The organism is Roseovarius sp. MS2, from assembly GCF_051447875.1.
Taxonomy (GTDB): Bacteria; Pseudomonadota; Alphaproteobacteria; order Rhodobacterales; family Rhodobacteraceae; genus Roseovarius; species Roseovarius mucosus_A.
Genome location: NZ_JBKHVF010000001.1, coordinates 2,034,350 through 2,051,922 on the forward strand (window position 1 = coordinate 2,034,350; position 17,573 = coordinate 2,051,922).

16 protein-coding genes and 1 pseudogene are annotated in these 17,573 nt (G+C 60.9%); 13 read left to right on the plus strand and 4 right to left on the minus strand.

The features are described 5' to 3' along the window. Positions 1-9 precede the first annotated feature (9 nt). On the minus strand, positions 10-486 hold the full coding sequence (gene smpB, locus ACLGGT_RS10025) for an SsrA-binding protein SmpB (RefSeq protein WP_008281641.1): 477 nt from the start codon (positions 484-486) through the stop codon (positions 10-12). Between the two features lie 47 nt (positions 487-533). Then, a pseudogene (locus tag ACLGGT_RS10030) lies at positions 534-1,189 on the minus strand (GntR family transcriptional regulator). A gap of 143 nt (positions 1,190-1,332) precedes the next feature. On the opposite strand from ACLGGT_RS10030, the gene dctP reads away from it, so the two are divergent. From dctP to ACLGGT_RS10095, 13 genes are all read left to right on the plus strand, one after another. After that, entirely contained in the window at positions 1,333-2,313 is a 981-nt protein-coding gene (dctP, locus tag ACLGGT_RS10035; protein WP_437197410.1) for a TRAP transporter substrate-binding protein DctP, read from the plus strand. A gap of 70 nt (positions 2,314-2,383) precedes the next feature. Continuing rightward, entirely contained in the window at positions 2,384-2,932 is a 549-nt protein-coding gene (locus tag ACLGGT_RS10040; RefSeq protein ID WP_008281644.1) for a TRAP transporter small permease, read from the plus strand. Further along, positions 2,932-4,248, plus strand: coding sequence for a TRAP transporter large permease (locus tag ACLGGT_RS10045; protein ID WP_008281645.1), 1,317 nt, complete (start codon positions 2,932-2,934; stop codon positions 4,246-4,248). Before ACLGGT_RS10040 ends, ACLGGT_RS10045 begins: the two co-directional genes overlap by 1 nt. Next, the gene (locus ACLGGT_RS10050; RefSeq protein ID WP_422002837.1) at positions 4,245-5,489 is read left to right on the plus strand and encodes a malonyl-CoA decarboxylase; all 1,245 of its coding nucleotides are present in this window, start codon (positions 4,245-4,247) and stop codon (positions 5,487-5,489) included. Before ACLGGT_RS10045 ends, ACLGGT_RS10050 begins: the two co-directional genes overlap by 4 nt. Before the next feature lie 12 nt (positions 5,490-5,501). Then, positions 5,502-7,019: a malonate--CoA ligase gene (locus ACLGGT_RS10055; protein ID WP_081506885.1), complete on the plus strand. Its 1,518-nt coding sequence runs from the start codon at positions 5,502-5,504 to the stop codon at positions 7,017-7,019. A gap of 254 nt (positions 7,020-7,273) precedes the next feature. Further along, on the plus strand, positions 7,274-8,455 hold the full coding sequence (locus tag ACLGGT_RS10060) for an ABC transporter substrate-binding protein (protein WP_437195930.1): 1,182 nt from the start codon (positions 7,274-7,276) through the stop codon (positions 8,453-8,455). Positions 8,456-8,466: 11 nt separating this feature from the next. Further along, positions 8,467-9,432, plus strand: a complete 966-nt coding sequence (locus ACLGGT_RS10065; RefSeq protein WP_151978167.1) for a YVTN family beta-propeller repeat protein — start codon at positions 8,467-8,469, stop codon at positions 9,430-9,432. Between the two features lie 24 nt (positions 9,433-9,456). After that, entirely contained in the window at positions 9,457-9,897 is a 441-nt protein-coding gene (locus ACLGGT_RS10070) for a hypothetical protein (protein WP_008281651.1), read from the plus strand. A 48-nt stretch (positions 9,898-9,945) separates the two neighbouring features. Continuing rightward, positions 9,946-10,665, plus strand: coding sequence for an ABC transporter ATP-binding protein (locus tag ACLGGT_RS10075; RefSeq protein WP_437195934.1), 720 nt, complete (start codon positions 9,946-9,948; stop codon positions 10,663-10,665). Further along, positions 10,662-11,453 (plus strand): ABC transporter permease, encoded by a 792-nt coding sequence (locus tag ACLGGT_RS10080; RefSeq protein WP_008281653.1) that lies wholly within the window; start codon positions 10,662-10,664, stop codon positions 11,451-11,453. Before ACLGGT_RS10075 ends, ACLGGT_RS10080 begins: the two co-directional genes overlap by 4 nt. 57 nt (positions 11,454-11,510) lie before the next feature. Continuing rightward, the gene (locus ACLGGT_RS10085) at positions 11,511-12,233 is read left to right on the plus strand and encodes a response regulator (RefSeq protein WP_008281654.1); all 723 of its coding nucleotides are present in this window, start codon (positions 11,511-11,513) and stop codon (positions 12,231-12,233) included. Positions 12,234-12,266: 33 nt separating this feature from the next. Further along, on the plus strand, positions 12,267-13,445 hold the full coding sequence (locus tag ACLGGT_RS10090) for an FIST N-terminal domain-containing protein (RefSeq protein ID WP_437195936.1): 1,179 nt from the start codon (positions 12,267-12,269) through the stop codon (positions 13,443-13,445). A 3-nt stretch (positions 13,446-13,448) separates the two neighbouring features. Beyond that, a complete protein-coding gene (locus ACLGGT_RS10095; RefSeq protein WP_151978173.1) occupies positions 13,449-15,653 on the plus strand; it encodes a hybrid sensor histidine kinase/response regulator in 2,205 nt (734 codons plus the stop codon). Positions 15,654-15,666: 13 nt separating this feature from the next. Here the strand turns inward: ACLGGT_RS10095 and ACLGGT_RS10100 are convergent, their stop codons facing one another. Then, on the minus strand, positions 15,667-16,815 hold the full coding sequence (locus ACLGGT_RS10100; protein WP_437195937.1) for an alpha-D-ribose 1-methylphosphonate 5-triphosphate diphosphatase: 1,149 nt from the start codon (positions 16,813-16,815) through the stop codon (positions 15,667-15,669). A gap of 2 nt (positions 16,816-16,817) precedes the next feature. Next, positions 16,818-17,537 (minus strand): alpha/beta fold hydrolase, encoded by a 720-nt coding sequence (locus ACLGGT_RS10105; protein ID WP_008281658.1) that lies wholly within the window; start codon positions 17,535-17,537, stop codon positions 16,818-16,820. Positions 17,538-17,573: the final 36 nt, after the last annotated feature.

Consider the following 17,573-nt stretch of genomic DNA (forward strand, 5'->3'; position numbering starts at 1 on the left):
CCCCTCGGCCTAGCCGTGATCCTTGAGCAGGCGCTGTTTTTGCCGGGCCCAGTCGCGCTTGGCCTCGGTTTCGCGCTTGTCGTGGTTCTTTTTGCCCTTCGCGATACCGATCTTGAGCTTGGCCATGCCGCGATGGTTGAAATAGAGCACGAGCGGCACCAGGGTCATGCCCTTGCGTTGGGTCTCGCTCCAGAGGCGGGACAGTTCCTTTTTGGACACAAGCAATTTGCGCCGCCGCTTTTCGTCATGGCCAAAGGTCTTGGCCTGCTCGTAGGGGGCGATATAGGAGTTGACCAGCCAAAGCTCGCCGTTTTCCACCATGGCGTAGCTCTCGGCGATATTGGCGCTGTTGACGCGCAGCGATTTCACCTCGGAGCCGCCAAGGATTATGCCGCATTCGAGATCGTCCTCGATGGCATAGTCGTAGCGCGCACGCCGGTTCTCGGCGATTACCTTGTAGTTGGGATTTTCCTTTGCCTTGGCCATTCCGCCTACCTAATGGCGCGCGCGGGCACTGTCCAGCGGGGGCGAAATCATTCCGCCGCGCGGCGCAGGCTGGCCATGAGAAGATGGAATTTCTCGCCCTGAATGGCGACATGGCCGCGCAGCACCGTGGCGGCGCGCTCGGCCTCTCCGGCGCGCAGTGCGGTGACCACGGCCTCGTGTTCGGCCATGGATTGCGCCATGCGCCCACGCAGGCGCAATTGCATCCGGCGAAACGGTTTCAGGCGGCGGTGCAGGCGCAGCGCCTCTTGTTCCAGAAACCCGTTGCCTGCGTGGCGATAGATCATGTGATGAAACCGCTCATTCTCGCGGTAATAGCTATCTGCGTCGTCGGCGGCGATCGCTTCGGTGCAGCGGGCATTGGCGGTATCAAGATCGGCGAGCGCTGATTCCGAGATGCGATGCGCGGCAAGGCGGCCACAGACGCCCTCGATCTCGGCCATGGTTTCAAACATTTCCATCAGTTCGACAAGGCCGGGCTGGCGGATGAAAACCCCCTGCGCGGGATTTGCACGGCAAGGCCTGAGGCGACAAGCCGTTGCAATGCCTCACGAATCGGGGTGCGCGAGACATTGAATTGACGTGCAAGGCGGATTTCATCCAGCCGATCCCCATCGCTGAAATCACCGGTAAAGACCAGTTCTTCCAACGTGTCAGCGATCATGTCTGCGCGGCGTATCTCCATAAAAAAATCCTAGCGAGGGCAGGGTTTGTGCGCAAGTGGGAAACTCTTGTATACAAAAATCTTGACTCTGAATTCAAAACACCAAACACTCTCCGACACGGTCCGGGCCACACGTTCGGGCAGAATGGGAGGAAGATATGAACATGATGACTTTCACGGCGGCGGCGGCTGCCGGGATGATGCTGCTGAGCAGCGCAGCTTTTGCCACCGAACTGCGCCTGTCGCATCAGTGGTCGAACAATGACGTGCGCCACAAGGTTGCACAGATTGTGGCCGATGAAGTGGCGGCTGCCGGTGTCGATCTCGACATCAAAATCTTTGGCTCTGAGTCGCTCTTTAAGGCGCGCGAGCAGTATACGCCGCTGAGCCGGGGTCAGCTTGATATGACCGTGCTGCCGCTCAGCTATGCGGGGGGACAACAGCCCGCTTACAACCTCACGCTGATGCCGGGTCTGGTCAAGAACCACGATCACGCCGCGCGTCTGTCCGACAGCCCCTTCATGGAGGCCGTAGAGGCCAAGATGGCCGAAGATGACGTGATGGTTCTGGTGCATGGCTATCTGGCTGGCGGCTTTGCCAGCACGGGCAAGTGCATCACCAAGCCCGAGGATGTTGCGGGCATGCAGACCCGCGCGGCTGGCAAGGCATTCGAGCAGATGCTGGCGGGTGCGGGCGCGTCGATCGCGTCGATGGCCTCTTCCGAGATCTACAATGCGATGCAAACCGGCGTTCTGGATGCGGTCAACACCTCGTCCTCATCTTTTGTGTCATTCCGCATCTATGAGCAGGTGAAATGCTACACGCCTGCGGGGGATGTGGCGCTGTGGTTCATGTATCAGCCGCTCTTGATGAACAAATCCACCTTTGACGGTCTGAGTGCCGAGCAGCAGGCGGCGCTGACGGCGGCGGCGGAAAAGGCCGAAGCCTTCTATCTTGAAGAGGCCAAGAAAGAAGATGCCGCGTCGGTGCAGGTGTTCAAGGATGCCGGTGTCGAGATTGCGTCGATGACCGAAGAGGATTTCGCCGCGTGGCGGGCTCTGGCGGCTGAAACGTCCTATAAGGAATTCGTTGCCAGCGTGGCCGATGGGCAGGCGCTGCTTGATATGGCGTTCGCGGTCGAGTGATCCGCTCAGGCTGCCGCGCCTTATCTGCGCGGCAGCCAACTTCCTACTCCCCCCTGACATGAGGTAGACCATGGCTGGCCATGCATCGGGTGCGATTGCGCGCACCGGACAAAATCCTTTTCTGCGCGCGGTTGCCGCGCTCTCGACCCTGGCGGGATGGATCTCGGCGGCGATGATCGTCGCGTCGGTGTTCATCACCTGTCAGATGATCTGGGTGCGCTTTGTGTTGAACGGCACGACGGTCTGGCAGACCGAGGCCGTGATCTATCTGATGATCGCCGCCACGCTTTTAGGCCTGTCTTATGTGCAGCGCCTGCGTGGGCATGTGAACGTGGACCTGATCCCGCTTGCGGTGCCGCGCCGGGCGCGCAAGGGGCTGGCGGTCGTGACGCTCAGCCTTTCCATCGTGATTGTCGCGGTCATGCTTTGGTATGGCTATGAATTCTGGCACGTCGCGTGGGCGCGTGGTTGGACATCAGATACCGTCTGGGGGATTGACCTGTGGATTCCCTATCTCGCCATTCCAGTGGGGCTTGGCCTCTTTTTGTTGCAACTGGTCGCCGATCTTGTGGCGCTGCTCTTGAATATTGATGCGCCCTTTGGGCTGGAGGACGTCTGATGGATCCGCTTTTGCTTGGCCTGATCGTTGCGATTGCAACCATCGTGGTTCTGTTCTCCGGCGTGTCGGTGGCGCTGGGATTGCTGATTGTCTCGGGCGGCTTCCTGATCGTGTTCGATGGGATGCGTTCGCTTGAATTGCTGCCGGAAATCTTCTTTGGCAAGCTCAACAACTTTGCCCTTCTGTCGATCCCGATGTTCATCATCATGGGGGCCTCGATTGCATCGACCCGAGCCGGGGCTGACCTCTATGAGGCGCTGGAGCGGTGGCTTACGCGGGTGCCCGGCGGTCTCGTGATCTCGAACCTTGGGGCTTGCGCACTGTTCTCGGCGATGTCGGGATCAAGCCCCGCGACCTGCGCCGCCATAGGCAAGATGGGGATCCCCGAGATGCGCAAGCGGGGCTATCCCGATGCGGTCGCTGCGGGCTCTATTGCGGCGGGCGGCACGCTGGGCATTCTGATCCCGCCATCGGTCACGATGATCGTCTATGGCATTGCCACCGAAACCTCGATTGGACGGCTGTTTCTGGCTGGCGTCATTCCGGGCCTGCTGCTGGTGGGTCTTTTCATGGCGTGGTCGCTTTATTCGACTTGGCGGTCGGGGGATATGAACCTGCTGACCGGGCGCAGCTATAGCTGGCGCGAGCGGATTGAGATCTTGCCGCGTGTGCTGCCGTTTCTCTTTATCATCCTCGGCGTACTCTATGCCATGTATGGGGGCATTGCCACGCCGTCCGAGACGGCGGCGGTGGGCGCGCTCTTGTGCCTCGTGATCGCTATGGTGATCTATAAACTGTGGTCACCTGTGGCTCTTTGGGTGGTGCTGCGTGACAGCACGCGAGAGAGCGTGATGATCCTCTTCATCATCGGGGCGGCTGGCGTGTTTTCCTATATGCTGTCGTCGCTTTTCATCACGCAATCTATCGCCGAATGGATCGGCACGCTGGATGTGAACCGTTGGGTGCTGATGGGGGCGGTCAATGTGTTCTTGTTGGTCGCGGGCTTCTTCCTTCCGCCGGTTGCGGTGATCTTGATGGCGGCACCGATCCTGTTGCCCATCATCACGACGGCGGGGTTCGATCCGATCTGGTTTGCGGTTATTCTGACAATCAACATGGAAATCGGTCTGATTTCGCCACCTGTTGGCCTGAACCTCTATGTGATCAATTCCATCGCACCTGACATCAAGCTCAAGACGATCCTCGTCGGCTCTTTGCCCTATGTCGGATGTATGGTGCTGGCGATTGTTCTCTTGTGCCTCTTTCCGGGGTTGGCCACGTGGTTGCCTGATCTGGTCATGGGGACGATGCGATGAGCGTTCTGGCCGATCTGCTGGCAACGGTGTTTGAGCGGCGCTATCGCGGCGCATCCGAACCGGATCACAAGAACCGCAGCATCGAGGATCTCTGCCGGGATCTGCTGGGCAGTTCCGGCGAAGTGTCGGGCATGGCGCTGGCGCGGCTGATCCTTGATCGCTACGCCGGGATGGCCGATGCTGAAAAGCTGGAGTTCTTTCGGTTCCTGACCGAAGGCATGGGCGTTGATCCCGAGAGTGTGCGCAATGCGCTGGATGCGTTCGAGGCGGGGCCGGACCGGGACAGTTATCGCAGTTTCATGGATGCGGCAGAGCCACCGCGGCAAGAGCTGGCGCGCCGCCTCAATCAGGTGCCGGGGGCCACGGCGCAGCTTGTGGCGATGCGGGCCGATCTCTTGCGGTTGGCGCGAGATAACCCGGCGCTGGCCGTGGTTGATCTGGACCTCAAGCATCTGTTCTCTTCTTGGTTCAATCGTGGCTTTCTGGTGCTGCGCCCGATCAATTGGTCCTCGCCCGCCGATGTGCTGGAAAAGATCATCGCCTATGAGGCGGTGCATGCCATTGACAGTTGGGATGATCTGCGTCGGCGGCTGGCCCCCAAAGATCGCCGCTGTTTCGGGTTTTTCCACCCCGCCATGCCCGACGAACCGCTGATTTTCGTCGAAGTGGCGCTGAGCCGGGGAATTCCGGGGGCGATCCATGATGTTCTGTCCGAAGAGCGGGCCGTAATTGGCGCGCATGAGGCGGATACGGCGGTGTTCTATTCGATTTCCAACTGTCAGTCGGGGTTGGCGGGAATCTCTTTTGGCAATTCGCTGATCAAGCAGGTGGTGGCAGACCTGTCGCAGGAATTGCCGGGGCTTAAGACCTTTGTCACCTTGTCGCCGATACCGGGGTTGACCCGCTGGCTGAGCGAGACCCGCGCCGTGCTGCCCGAAGAGGCCGAGACGCGCCGCGCAGTGACGGCCCACTATCTGCTCAAGGCCAAGCGCCCCGACGGCGGCCCCTATGATCCGGTCGCGCGGTTTCATCTGGGCAACGGGGCCTCGGTGCATGCCGTTCATGCGGGGGCGGACCTGTCGCCCAATGGGCAAAAGCAATCGGGCGGCGTGATGGTGAATTACCTTTACGACCGGGCACAGATTTCGCAGAACCATGAACGATTTGCCGGGGCGGGTGTGATTGCCGCCTCTGCCGAGGTGACGGCGCTGGCCGCTATCGCCGCAAAGAAGACCGAGTGAAGGACAAGAGCCATGGCCAATCCCCTCTATGATAATCTGTTCGGGCGTCATGCCGGGCAAACTGCGCCTTTCCTGCATTTGGCGAATGGCGCGGTGGTCAGTTATGATGCATTCCTGCGGATGACGGCGCGCTATGCCCATGCGTTGCGCGGTGCCGGATTGGTGCCCGGCGACCGGTTGGCGGCGCAGGTCGAGAAATCGCCGGAGGCGCTTGCGGTCTATGCTGCCTGCGTGCAGGCGGGCATCGTGTTCTTGCCACTCAATACAGGCTATACCGGCGATGAACTGGGCTATTTCGTGGGTGATAGCGGGGCCAAGGTCTTGTTGTGCGACGGGGCCAAGGCCGGGGCGTTGCAGGGGGTTGCGGATCGTGCCGGGGCGGTGCTGATGACGCTCAATGGCGATGGCACGGGCACATTGCCGGAGGCGGCAGAGGGCCTGAACGAGAGTTTCGAGACCGCCCCGCGCGAGCCGGATGATCTGGCGGCATTTCTTTATACCTCGGGCACTACCGGTCGTTCCAAGGGTGCGATGCTGACACAGCGCAATCTGCTGTCCAATGCCGAGGTGCTGGTGGACTATTGGCGGTTCAGTTCTGACGACGTGCTCTTGCACGCGCTGCCGATTTTTCACACCCATGGCCTGTTTGTGGCGACCAACATTATCCTCTTGGCGGGAGGGTCGATGATATTCTTGCCGAAATTCGATCAGGATCAGGTGATTGCGCAACTGCCGCGCGCGACCTCGATGATGGGCGTGCCCACATTCTACACGCGCCTTCTGGATGATCCGCGTTTCACAAGCGCGCTGGTCGCGCATATGCGGCTCTTTACCTCTGGCTCTGCGCCTCTTTTGGCGGAAACCCATGTGGCCTTTGAAGAGCGCACGGGGCATCGCATCCTTGAGCGCTATGGTATGACCGAGACCAATATGAACACCTCGAACCCTTATGAAGGGGCGCGGCGGGCGGGCACGGTGGGCTTTCCGCTGCCCGGCGTTGAGTTGAAAATCACCGATCCACAGACGGGGGCAGAGGTGCCGCACGGCGAGATTGGCATCATCGAAGTGCGCGGGCCGAATGTCTTTGCAGGCTATTGGAACATGCCCGAGAAGACCGCCGAGGAACTGCGCGCCGATGGTTTCTTTATTACGGGCGATCTGGGGATGATCGACGATCAGGGATATGTGCAGATCGTCGGGCGCAACAAGGACCTGATCATTTCAGGCGGCTACAACATTTACCCCAAAGAGATTGAGTTGTTGCTGGATGACCAGCCCGGCGTGCTGGAAAGCGCCGTGGTGGGGGTTCCGCATCCGGATTTCGGCGAAACGGTGGTGGGCTTTTTGGTGCCGCAAAAAGGGGCTGTGGTGGATATTGACGCGATTGCCGGGGCGGCGGCCAAGAGCCTTGCGCGCTTCAAGCATCCTCGCAAGCTGATCGTGCTGGAGGAGTTGCCGCGCAACACCATGGGCAAGGTGCAGAAAAACATACTTAGGGCAGAGTATGCGGGGCTTTTTGCGCCGGCGTGATATATGCGGATTTGACAAAAAGATGGCCCGGATGCCGAGTGCACCGGGCCTTTTTGTTGCCATTCTTTGGCCTGTGCGACCAAAGTATGAATTTCTATAAACATCTGAAAGATATGTAAAATAATTGGATTAACTTGCATGTTTCCGCGGGTTTGGGCGGAATGCGGCGAAAACACCTTACAAACCTGCCGCTTTTGCTAGGATACCCGTATGTGGCGATCCCGCCACCCCCAAGCCCTTGACGGAGATCGCGCATGTTCCGCCTTGCCTTGCTTGTTTTTGCGGGCCTGATGGCTCTTTCACCGCCCGTCCAAGCACAGGAGGTGCGTGCCGTTGTGCTGCGGGTGGATTATCCTGCGCTTTTGCCGGTGTCGCGGCTTGATCTGCGGCCCGAGGATCTGGGGTTTGCCGGCGGGCAGTTGGCGACCGAGGACAATCAGACCACGGGCCGGTTTATGGGCCAGACCTATGTGACCGATGTGGTGGCCGCCACGCCCGAGACTGCCTTGGCCGAGTTCGAGCGCTTGCAAGGCGAGGGGCTGCGGTTCTTTGCGGTGCAGGCGCGGGCCGGGGAATTGCTGGCGATGTCAGAGGCCGCAGCACCGGATACGCTGATTTTCAACACGCTGGCACCAGATACCGGGCTGCGCAGCGCCGAATGCCGGGGCAATATCCTGCATGTCGCGCCGTCGCGGCAAATGCAAAGCGATGCGGTGGCGCAGTTCTTGATCTGGAAAAAGTGGCCGCGCTGGGCGCTCATTCATGGGTCGCACCCCGAGGATATTGCGCTAGCCGAGGCCTATCGCGCCTCTGCCGCCAAGTTTGGGGCCAAGATTGTGGATGAGCGGGAGTTTACCGATACCGGCGGCGCGCGGCGCACCGATACCGGACATGTGCAGGTGCAGCGGCAATTGCCCGTCTTTACCCAAGACCTGAAAGAACACGACGTCATCATTGCTGCCGATGAAACCGATGTTTTCGCCACCTATCTGCCGTTCCACACTTGGCGGCCCTCGCCCATCGTCGGCTCTGCGGGGCTGCGCCCTTTGGCGTGGCATCCGGCGTTGGAGGCTTGGGGAGGCACGCAATTCCAGCACCGATTCGAAGAATTGACGGGCCGCAATATGCGTCCAGAGGATTACACAGCTTGGCTTGCGCTGCGGGTGCTGGGCGAGGCGGTGACGCGCACCCAGAGTGCCGATCCGGCCGCGATCCGGGCCTATGCGCTGAGCGAGAATTTTGAACTGGCGGCGTTCAAGGGGCAAAAGCTGACCTTTCGGGCGTGGAATGGCCAATTGCGCCAGCCGATATTGCTGGCCGATGGGCGGATCACGCTGAGCGTGTCGCCGCAGGACGGGTTCCTGCATCAACGCTCGCTTTTGGATACGCTGGGGCTGGATCAGCCCGAGAGCGCCTGCACTGCCTTTGCCCAATAGGAGAGACGTCCATGCACCATTTGGCCCTTGCGACCGCGTTTGCTGCCCTGATGACCAGCCCTGCCTTGGCGGGCAAGGTATTTGTCAGCAATGAACGCGGCAACACGATCACCGTTGTGGACAGCGAGACATGGGAGGTGATTACCGAATTCGCTGCCGGCAACCGCCCGCGCGGCATCACAGCGAGCCCCGATGGCAAGCATCTTTATGTCTGTGCATCGGATGACAATGTGGTGCGGGTGTTTGATACCGAAACCTATCAGGAATTACACACGCTGCCCTCGGGGCCTGACCCGGAATTGTTCGTGCTGCACCCGTCGGGCAACCCGCTTTATATCGCCAATGAGGATGACAATCTGGTCACGGTGACGGATGTGAACACCCATACCATCCTCGCCGAAGTGCCGGTGGGGGTAGAGCCAGAGGGCATGGGGATTTCGCCCGATGGCAAATACGTGGTCAATACCTCCGAGACCACGAATATGGCGCATTTCATCGACACGACGACGTTTGAGATCGTGCAGAACACGCTGGTCGATCAGCGCCCGCGTTTCGCGCAATACACGGCGGATGGCAAATACCTGTTCGTGAGCGCCGAGATTGGCGGCACGGTGAGTGTGATCAATCCGGAAGGGGGCGGGATTGAGCACAAGATCACCTTTGAAGTGCCGGGCATCGCCCCGGAACTTTTGCAGCCGGTGGGGGTGCGCGTCACTTCGGACGGCAAGAAAATCTTTGTGGCGCTGGGGCCGTCAAACCGGGTGGCGCTGGTCAATGGCGAGACCTTCGAGGTCGAGAAATACCTTCTGGTGGGCCAGCGCGTCTGGCAGTTGGCCTTCGATGCAGAGGAGAAATACCTCTACACCACCAACGGCAATTCCAACGATATCTCGATTATTGATGTCGCGGCAGAAGAGGTCGTGAAATCGGTGCAGGTGGGGCAACAGCCCTGGGGCGTCGTGGTCGTATCTGATTGATCCAAGAGGAGAGAGGGAACACTGATGAAACATATGCTGACTGCCGCTGCGCTGGCCCTTCTGGCGATGCCCGCCAATGCCGCGCCGCTGTGCGATGATCTGGGCTTTGCCGGGCTATTGGCGAAATGCAACCGGGGGGACGAGATCAAGGTCACGCTGGCCTCGGGGCAGCCTCTGGGCGAGGGGCCGATCACCCTGCAATCGGGAGCCTATTACGAGATGGAGATCACCGCCGATGGCAGCGCGGAATTGGCGCTGACCGGGCCGGAATTCTTTCGGGCGATCTGGATGGATGAGATCGTCATCAACGAAATCGAAATCAGGCCAATGGCGATCGACAGTTTCGAGTTTGACGATGCAGGCACGGCGGAGTTTTCCTTTATCGCGATCAAGCCGGGTCGGTATCACATGCTTATCCCCGGCACGAGCGGCGACAGCCAGCGGCTTGAGTTCATCATTCAATAAGGTCGCGCCCCGGTCTATGCTTTCGGGAGGACAAGGCAGGAACGCGGCATGACGGGGCTAAGGATTGACGGGCTGGGATTTTCCTACGGGGCCAAGCGGGCCTTGGAAAACGTGAGCTTTGAGGTAGAGCAGGGCGCGTTTTGTGCCCTGCTTGGCCCGAATGGCGCCGGGAAATCGACGCTCTTTGCGCTGCTCACACGGCTTTTCACGACGCGCGAGGGGCGGATCAGCGTTGCGGGGCATGATATTGCCAGCAACCCCCGGCAAGCGCTGGCGCGGATCGGGGTGGTGTTTCAACAACAGACGCTGGATCTGGATCTGAGCGTGCGGCGCAACCTGCGCTATTTCGCGGCACTGCATGGGCTGGCGGGGCGCGCCGCAGAGATGCGGATCGAGGCGGCGCTGGAGCGGATGGCAATGCGTGAGCGCGCGGATGAGTTGGCGCGTGATCTCAATGGCGGGCACCGCAGGCGCACCGAAATTGCCCGCGCGCTGGTGCATCAACCCGCTGTTTTGCTTCTCGATGAGCCGACCGTGGGACTAGATGCCGAAGCACGGCGGGCGATTACCGCCCATGTACACGACCTCTGTGCTGGTGATGGGCTGACCGCCCTTTGGGCCACACATCTGACCGATGAGGTCTGGCCCGAGGATCGGCTGGTGATCCTGCACCGGGGCTGCGTGCTGGCCAATGGCATCACCCGCGAGATTGCCGGACAGGACGGGCTGACCGAGCGCTTTCTGAGCCTGACAGGGGCACCCGCATGAGGCCGCTTTTGATCGCGCTGGCGGCGATTGTCACGCGCGAGGCGCTGCGCTTTGCACGGCAACGCTCGCGGTTTGTGTCGGCCTTGGTGCGGCCATTGGTGTGGCTGGTGGTCTTTGCCGCCGGGTTTCGCGCGGCGCTGGGCCTGTCGATCATTCCGCCCTATCAGACCTATATCACCTATGAGACCTACATCGTGCCGGGGCTGTGCGGCATGATCCTTTTGTTCAACGGCATGCAATCCTCGCTCAGTCTGGTCTATGACCGCGAGATGGGGTCCATGCGGCTGTTGCTGACCAGCCCTTTGCCGCGCTGGTGGCTTTTGTTCGCCAAGATCCTTGCAGGGACTGCTGTGTCGGTTCTGCAATGCTATGCGTTCCTGGGCATTGCGGCGGCGATGGGGATCAAGATGCCGGTGATGGGCTATTTCTACGTTCTGCCTGCGCTGATCCTTGGGGGGGTGATGCTCGGCGCGCTTGGCGTGGCGCTCTCGTCCTTTATCAGCCAGATGGAAAATTTTGCAGGCGTGATGAATTTCGTGATCTTTCCCACGTTTTTCATGTCTACCGCGCTCTATCCGCTGTGGCGGATGGCAGAGAGTTCGATGCTCTTGCGCGATATCTGTGCGGTCAATCCGTTCAGTCACGCGGTCGAGTTGATCCGCTTTGCGCTCTATGGGCAGTTCAACGGTATGGCGCTTTTGTGGACGGCGCTGGCAAGTCTGGTGTTTCTTGCTCTGGCGCTCTGGGGCTATGATCCGGGGCGTGGGCTGATGCAGCGGCGGGGCTGAGGGCCTCAGACCTTGGTGTGAGTAGGCCGATCAAGCGGCCTTTGCTAGGATGATCGAATGACACCGAAAACGGCGCATATCCCCGGAACCCGTCCCGCCCCTGCGGGACCGGGACGTTTTACCACGGCCCTTATCGTCGATGATCATCCGCTGTTTTGCGATGCGCTGTCGATGACGCTCAAATCGGTGGCGGGGATTGGCCGGATTGATACCGCCGAAAGTCTGGATCAGGCACTGGCCATGGTGGCCGAGAACGGGCCGCCGGACATTATCGTGCTCGATCTCAACCTGCCGGATGTCAGCGGGCTGGACGGTTTGGCGCGGCTGCGCGCGGTGGCGGGCGAGACGCCAATCGTGGTCGTCTCTTCGATGTCCGAGAGCCGCATGGTGTGTTCCGTGATCCACGCAGGGGCGGCGGGCTTTGTGCCTAAACACAGTCAAAGACCGGTGTTCCGTGCCGCGTTCGAGGCGATTGCGGCGGGTGAGATTTTCCTGCCTGAAGGGGTCGTTTTAACCAAAACACAAGAGCAGCCGGTCAATGACCGCGACGAGGCGGTAGAGCGTCTGGCGCATCTGACACGGCAGCAGGCGCGTATCCTGCAATTGATCTGCGAAGGGCGGCTGAACAAGCAGATCGCCTATGAGTTGTCGATTGCCGAAACCACGGTCAAGACGCATGTAACCGCCATCATGCGCAAGCTGGGGGTTCAGACCCGCACCCAAGCGGTGTTGATCGCGCAGATGGCCAGCTTCTCTAACGTCTTGCGCGAGGCAGAGTAAGCGGATTACGCTCTGACTGGGGTGGAGGACCCCATGGGAGGAGCCATGGACAGCAGCCTGTCAGAGCTGATGCTGTGCGATCAAGCTATAGTTGCGCGCGCTGAAGTGCCCCATGATGCCTGTGACCCCATTGGCGCGCTGCGTCGGGCCATGGGCGATGTGCGGCTGGCACTGGTTCTGTTCTTTGTCACCCCAAAGGCGGATTTTGAGGCGCTGATGGTCGAGGCCGCGCGCGTCTTTGTCGATAGTCGCTGTGTTGGCTGCACCACTGCGGGTGAGATCGGAATGAGCGGCTATGCCGAGGGTAGCATTGTGGCCGTTGGCTTTGCCGCGGATCATTTCCACGCCGTGTTGCAGGTTGTGACGCCCCTGTCGGAACTGGATAGCACGGCCTGCGTTTCCCAGACGGTGCGCGCTCGGGCGTGGCTGGCCACGCAGGCGGGGCAAAGCCTGCCCAATGAGTTTGCCTTTCTTGCTGTCGATGGCTTGTCGCTCAAGGAGGATGAGCTTGTTGCCGCGATTGCGGCTGGGCTGGGGCCGATGCCGCTCTTTGGTGGGTCGGCGGCGGATGGTGAGCGGTTTGCGCAAACGCTGATTTCCTGTGACGGGGTGACGCTGCGCAATGCGGCTGTGGTCTGCCTCATGCGCACCGATTGCCCGGTGCGGGTATTTCGCCTTGATCATTTTCAGCCCACGGATCGGCGTATGGTGGTGACGGATGCTGATCCCGCGCGCCGCATCGTGCATCAGATCAACGCCGAGGTGGCGGCGCAGGAATATGCCCGCATCCTTGGCTGCCGGATCGACGAGCTAACGCCCTCGACCTTTGCGGAAAATCCGGTGGTGGTGCGGATCGGCGGGCAGCATCATGTGCGCGCCATTCAGCGCGCTGAGGCCAATGGCGATTTGCAATTCTTTTCCGCGATTGACGAAGGGCTTGTTCTGACCCTCGCGCAATCACAGGATATGGCGGCGCATCTGGAGCATGAGCTGGCAGGGCTGGGTGCCGAGACGCCGCCGTTGGCGGTGCTGGCCTGCGATTGCATCCTGCGCCGAACCGAAGTGCAGCAGCGCCAGATCGGGCCTGAGATTTCACGGATTCTGGCCGCGCATCGGGTGGTGGGGTTTTCCACCTATGGCGAGCAGATCAACGGGCTGCATGTCAACCAAACCATGACCGGGGTAGCGATTTATCCCCCGATTGGGCGCTGACCCATGTCGGCGGCGTTGATCGACAATTCTGACCCGCTGGACCGGCAGAATGGCAAGTTACTCAAGATCATTGAGGTGCTGATGCGCCGGGTCGAGCAGGTGACGGATGACGGCGGTGCGGCCTATGCACATTTCGAGCGGGCGGTCATTCTTGAGGATCAGATCAGCGAACGCACCCGTGATCTGGAACACGCGCTCGATCTGCTCAACGACTCCAACGCGCAATTGGCGCAGGCCATTCGCGAGGCCGAGCGGGCACGCTCGGACCTTGCCAATGCCATCGAGACGATTCAGGAGGGTTTTGCTCTTTTCGACAGCGACGGGCGGCTGGTGCTGCACAACAGCCGTTTTGGCATGTATATGCCCGATCTTGTGGCAGAATTGCGCCCCGGACTGGAGTTTGCCGATTACGTGCGCCACGCCAGCCAAAGCCGGTTTCTGGAACTGCCTGATATGCAGAGCCGTGGCGATTGGGCGGCGCGGCGGATGCAGTTGCATCAGGAAAAACATGTGATGTTCAACCTCAACCTGACCGGCGATTGCTGGGTTCAGGTGAGTGAGCATCGCACCCGCGACGGGCAAACGGTGATCCTGCAAACCGATATCACCGATATCATCCGGCTCGAGCGGCGCGAGCGTGGCAAACTGCTGGATGATCAGGCGCAGTTGATCCGGGCTACGTTGGAACACATTGATCAAGGCGTGTGCATCTTTGATCGCAGCGGGCAATTGCGCGGCTGGAATCAGAATGCGGGCAGCATGTTGTCGATTCCCATTTCGCGGTTTCGGGTGGGGATTGAATTCGATGTGATCCTGCGGCGCATCGGCAGCGATTTCGAGATTGAAGGTGGGCTGAGCGCACATGATATCGCGGTCTGGGTCGGCGCACAGGACCGGCGCGCGCCGTTGAGATTCTACATGCGCTCGGGCACGCATAAGACGCTGGATGTTTTTGCCCGGCAGATGCCCGACCGGGGATTTGTCATCAGTTTTTCGGATGTAACCGCCGAGCGGGCGGCCGCGCGCGCCCTGGCGCATGCGAATGAACGGCTAGAGCAGCGGGTGCGCGACCGCACGCTGGAGTTGGAGGATGCCTTGGCCAAGGCCGAGCGCGCCAATGCCTCTAAATCGCGGTTCGTCGCGGCGGCGAGCCATGATTTGCGCCAGCCGCTTTCGGCGGCGCGGCTCTATCTTGCGTCGCTGCAAGAGGAATTGGCCAGTGCCGATCACCGGGTGTTGATGGACAAGGCGCAGCGGGCGCTGACAAGTGTTGAAGACATCATTGACGCGCTGCTGGATATATCACGGCTGGAATCCGGGCATGTCGAAGTCGATGTGACCCACGTGCCGCTCCGTCGGATCACGGATCAACTGATCGACGAATTCGCACCGATTGCCGCGATCAAGGGTTTGGACCTGCGCTATGTTCCCTGCGGTGCCATGGTCGAGAGCGATGCAAGTTATCTGCGGCGGGTGTTGCAGAATCTGATCGCCAATGCCATTCGCTACACACCTTCGGGCAAGGTGCTGGTGGGGGCGCGGCGGCAGGGGCGCAATCTGCGTCTGGAAGTGCGCGACACGGGGCCGGGCATCGCCCCCGCCGATCAGGACCGCATTTTTCAGGAATTTCACCGGCTGGATGCACATGTCAGCGCCGCCGAGGGGATGGGCCTTGGGCTGGCTATCGTGGACCGGGCCTGCGCACTTTTGGGGCACCCGTTGGAATTGCGCTCTGATCTGGGGTGTGGGGCCTGTTTCAGCGTGACGGTGCCGCTTGTCTCTGTGGCGCGGAGCGGGCCGGAAATCCGGGGCGTGGGCGGCGCCCGGGCAAGAGCCTCGCTCGAGGGGCGGATCGTGCTTTTGATCGAGAATGATCCCGATTTGCGCCACGCCCTGACCCTGCTTTTGCGCGGTTGGGGGGCGGATGTGGTGGAGGCGGGTAATCTCTTGGAAGCATTGACGCAACTGGCGGATTTAGGGCTGAGCCCTGATGCGATGTTGGTGGATTATGAATTGGACGAGGGCGTGCGCGGGCCCGAGGTGATCGCGCGGATCATCGCGCGCCACGGGGTTATTCCGGCGCGGATCATCACCGGGCATCTTGTGGCGGAAATGCACGCGCATTGCCGCGCGGCGGGGCTGGAGGTATTGCCAAAACCGATTGATCCCGCAGAGCTTGAGGCTTTTCTGAAGGCGGCAGTGGGTTAAAAGGCGTGGTGCCTCAGCCGATAAAGCGGCGGGCCACCGCGCCTGCCATATAGCTGATCCGCCCCTCAGCCATGGTCGCCACCACGCGGCGTGTATCGGTCGCGAGGATAACAAGATCGGCGCGTTGGCCGGGGCGGAGCGTGCCGCGGTCCGACAGCCCCAAAAGCCGTGCCGGACCAGAGGATATCAGCCCCCAAGCGGTCGCCAGATCACAGACCCCGCCATCCGCCAAAAGAAAGGCCGCGCGCCTGAGCGAGGGGTAATGGTAATCAGAAGCCAGCGTATCCACGAGACCCATGGCCACCAGATCAACCGCGCTGACATTGCCTTTGTGTGATCCCCCGCGCACCAGATTGGGCGCGCCCATGATGACGGCATCACCGCCCGCGCGCGCCTCTTCTGCGGCTTCGAGCGTTTCGGGGAATTCGGCGATGGTCATACCGCGCGCGCGCGCCTGCCTGCGGCCTTCGGCGGTGGCATCGTCATGACTGCCCAGCCGCACGCCGCGCGCGGCCAAACCTGTGGAAAGGCGGTCCAGTGCGGGGGCGACCTCGGGTAGTCGCGCGTGCAGGCCTTGGATGTATTCGAGATGCTTTTCGGGATTGCGCCCGATGCGCAGCGCTTGCCCGGTCAGACCTTGCGGTTTTTTGCCCGCCGCGAGTGCCTTGTGCGGCAGGTGGTCGTTGAACACGACATAGCCGATGCCGTGGCGTGCGACCATGTCTTCGACAGCGGCGTAGTCATCGAGCAGCGACATTTCAAAGCGCAATTGTGCGTGCAGATCGGTTTCGACATGCTCGCGCACCGCAGTCAGGGCCGCAAAGACCTGATCGGCGAATTCCGGCCCGCGCATGCCGCCTTCCCAGCTATAGAACTGCGCCAGAACAGCGGTGGTGATGCCATTGGCGGCCAGTTCCGCCTCGGTTGCGATCATGCCTTGGGCGAGATCCTTCATCGCACCTCGCCGGGGGGCCAGATGCCGCTCGAACCCGTCACCATGAATATCGACGATGCCGGGCAGGATCATATAGCCGTCCAGATCAACCGCGTGGCCCGATGGCGTATCGGCAATCCGCCCGTTGCTGAGCGAGAGGTCGCAGGTAGTCAGCCCCTCGGCTGTCAGCACCTGCGCCCCGCGCAATGTGATCTCAAGCGTTGTCATTGTCATCTCCACCCGAGGAGCACATCGCCAAGCGTCAGGCCATGGTTGAATTGGCCCTGCGCCAGAAATTCCTCGACCTGCGCGATCACGAGGGGGTTATTCATCAGAAAGGTATGCGTGACTGGCAGAGTGATATGATCCGCCATGCCTTCGACACGGGTTGAGGCGACCGAGACTTTGCCATCGTCCGGCCCGTCGATCAGGCTGGAAAAATAAGGGTTGAGCGAGCGGGTGCCGGCGATCACCCCCAACTCGAAATCCACAGGCGGAAGGTTTTCCGGCACGCCGCCCGGCCCGGTTTCCAGCTGAAGACCCGCAGGCCCGTTGAGCCAGCGGAAGAGTTCGAGCCCGCCCAGTTCATCCACCAATTCGCTGCCATGGTTGGGCGGGGCCAGCATCACGACCCGGCCCATTTGGTCAGGGCGGTTGTCCTTGAGCCAGAGCCGCAAGAGGATGCCGCCCATGGAATGTGTGACGAAATGCACCCGCGTCGCGCCGCAAACCCGGACCGCAAAGGGCAGCGTTTCGCGTGCGAGCCGCTCGATTTCCTCTTCGGTCGAGGGGTAATCGGGGCTGAAGACGTCATATCCGCGGGCCTCAAGCACCTCTTGCAGGATGACAAAAGATGCATCCGAGCGCGCCAACCCATGCAAGAGCACCACGCAATCGGCCCGCGCCGCCGTGGTCCAGAGGGCCAAAATCAGGCCTGCAAGGATGGTCATTCTGCTCATGTCGTCCCCATAGGCGCAAATGCCCGT

Excerpts from the sequence above, each read along its gene's own strand:
- smpB (WP_008281641.1), bottom strand. The coding sequence starts at position 486 with ATGGCCAAGGCAAAGGAAAATCCCAACTACAAGGTAATCGCCGAGAAC.
- ACLGGT_RS10065 (WP_151978167.1), top strand. The coding sequence starts at position 8,467 with ATGCACCATTTGGCCCTTGCGACCGCGTTTGCTGCCCTGATGACCAGC.
- ACLGGT_RS10040 (WP_008281644.1), top strand. The coding sequence starts at position 2,384 with ATGGCTGGCCATGCATCGGGTGCGATTGCGCGCACCGGACAAAATCCT.
- ACLGGT_RS10060 (WP_437195930.1), top strand. The coding sequence starts at position 7,274 with ATGTTCCGCCTTGCCTTGCTTGTTTTTGCGGGCCTGATGGCTCTTTCA.
- ACLGGT_RS10100 (WP_437195937.1), bottom strand. The coding sequence starts at position 16,815 with ATGACAACGCTTGAGATCACATTGCGCGGGGCGCAGGTGCTGACAGCC.
- ACLGGT_RS10050 (WP_422002837.1), top strand. The coding sequence starts at position 4,245 with ATGAGCGTTCTGGCCGATCTGCTGGCAACGGTGTTTGAGCGGCGCTAT.
- ACLGGT_RS10045 (WP_008281645.1), top strand. The coding sequence starts at position 2,932 with ATGGATCCGCTTTTGCTTGGCCTGATCGTTGCGATTGCAACCATCGTG.
- ACLGGT_RS10080 (WP_008281653.1), top strand. The coding sequence starts at position 10,662 with ATGAGGCCGCTTTTGATCGCGCTGGCGGCGATTGTCACGCGCGAGGCG.
- ACLGGT_RS10090 (WP_437195936.1), top strand. The coding sequence starts at position 12,267 with ATGGGAGGAGCCATGGACAGCAGCCTGTCAGAGCTGATGCTGTGCGAT.
- ACLGGT_RS10070 (WP_008281651.1), top strand. The coding sequence starts at position 9,457 with ATGAAACATATGCTGACTGCCGCTGCGCTGGCCCTTCTGGCGATGCCC.
- dctP (WP_437197410.1), top strand. The coding sequence starts at position 1,333 with ATGATGACTTTCACGGCGGCGGCGGCTGCCGGGATGATGCTGCTGAGC.
- ACLGGT_RS10105 (WP_008281658.1), bottom strand. The coding sequence starts at position 17,537 with ATGACCATCCTTGCAGGCCTGATTTTGGCCCTCTGGACCACGGCGGCG.
- ACLGGT_RS10095 (WP_151978173.1), top strand. The coding sequence starts at position 13,449 with ATGTCGGCGGCGTTGATCGACAATTCTGACCCGCTGGACCGGCAGAAT.
- ACLGGT_RS10055 (WP_081506885.1), top strand. The coding sequence starts at position 5,502 with ATGGCCAATCCCCTCTATGATAATCTGTTCGGGCGTCATGCCGGGCAA.
- ACLGGT_RS10075 (WP_437195934.1), top strand. The coding sequence starts at position 9,946 with ATGACGGGGCTAAGGATTGACGGGCTGGGATTTTCCTACGGGGCCAAG.
- ACLGGT_RS10085 (WP_008281654.1), top strand. The coding sequence starts at position 11,511 with ATGACACCGAAAACGGCGCATATCCCCGGAACCCGTCCCGCCCCTGCG.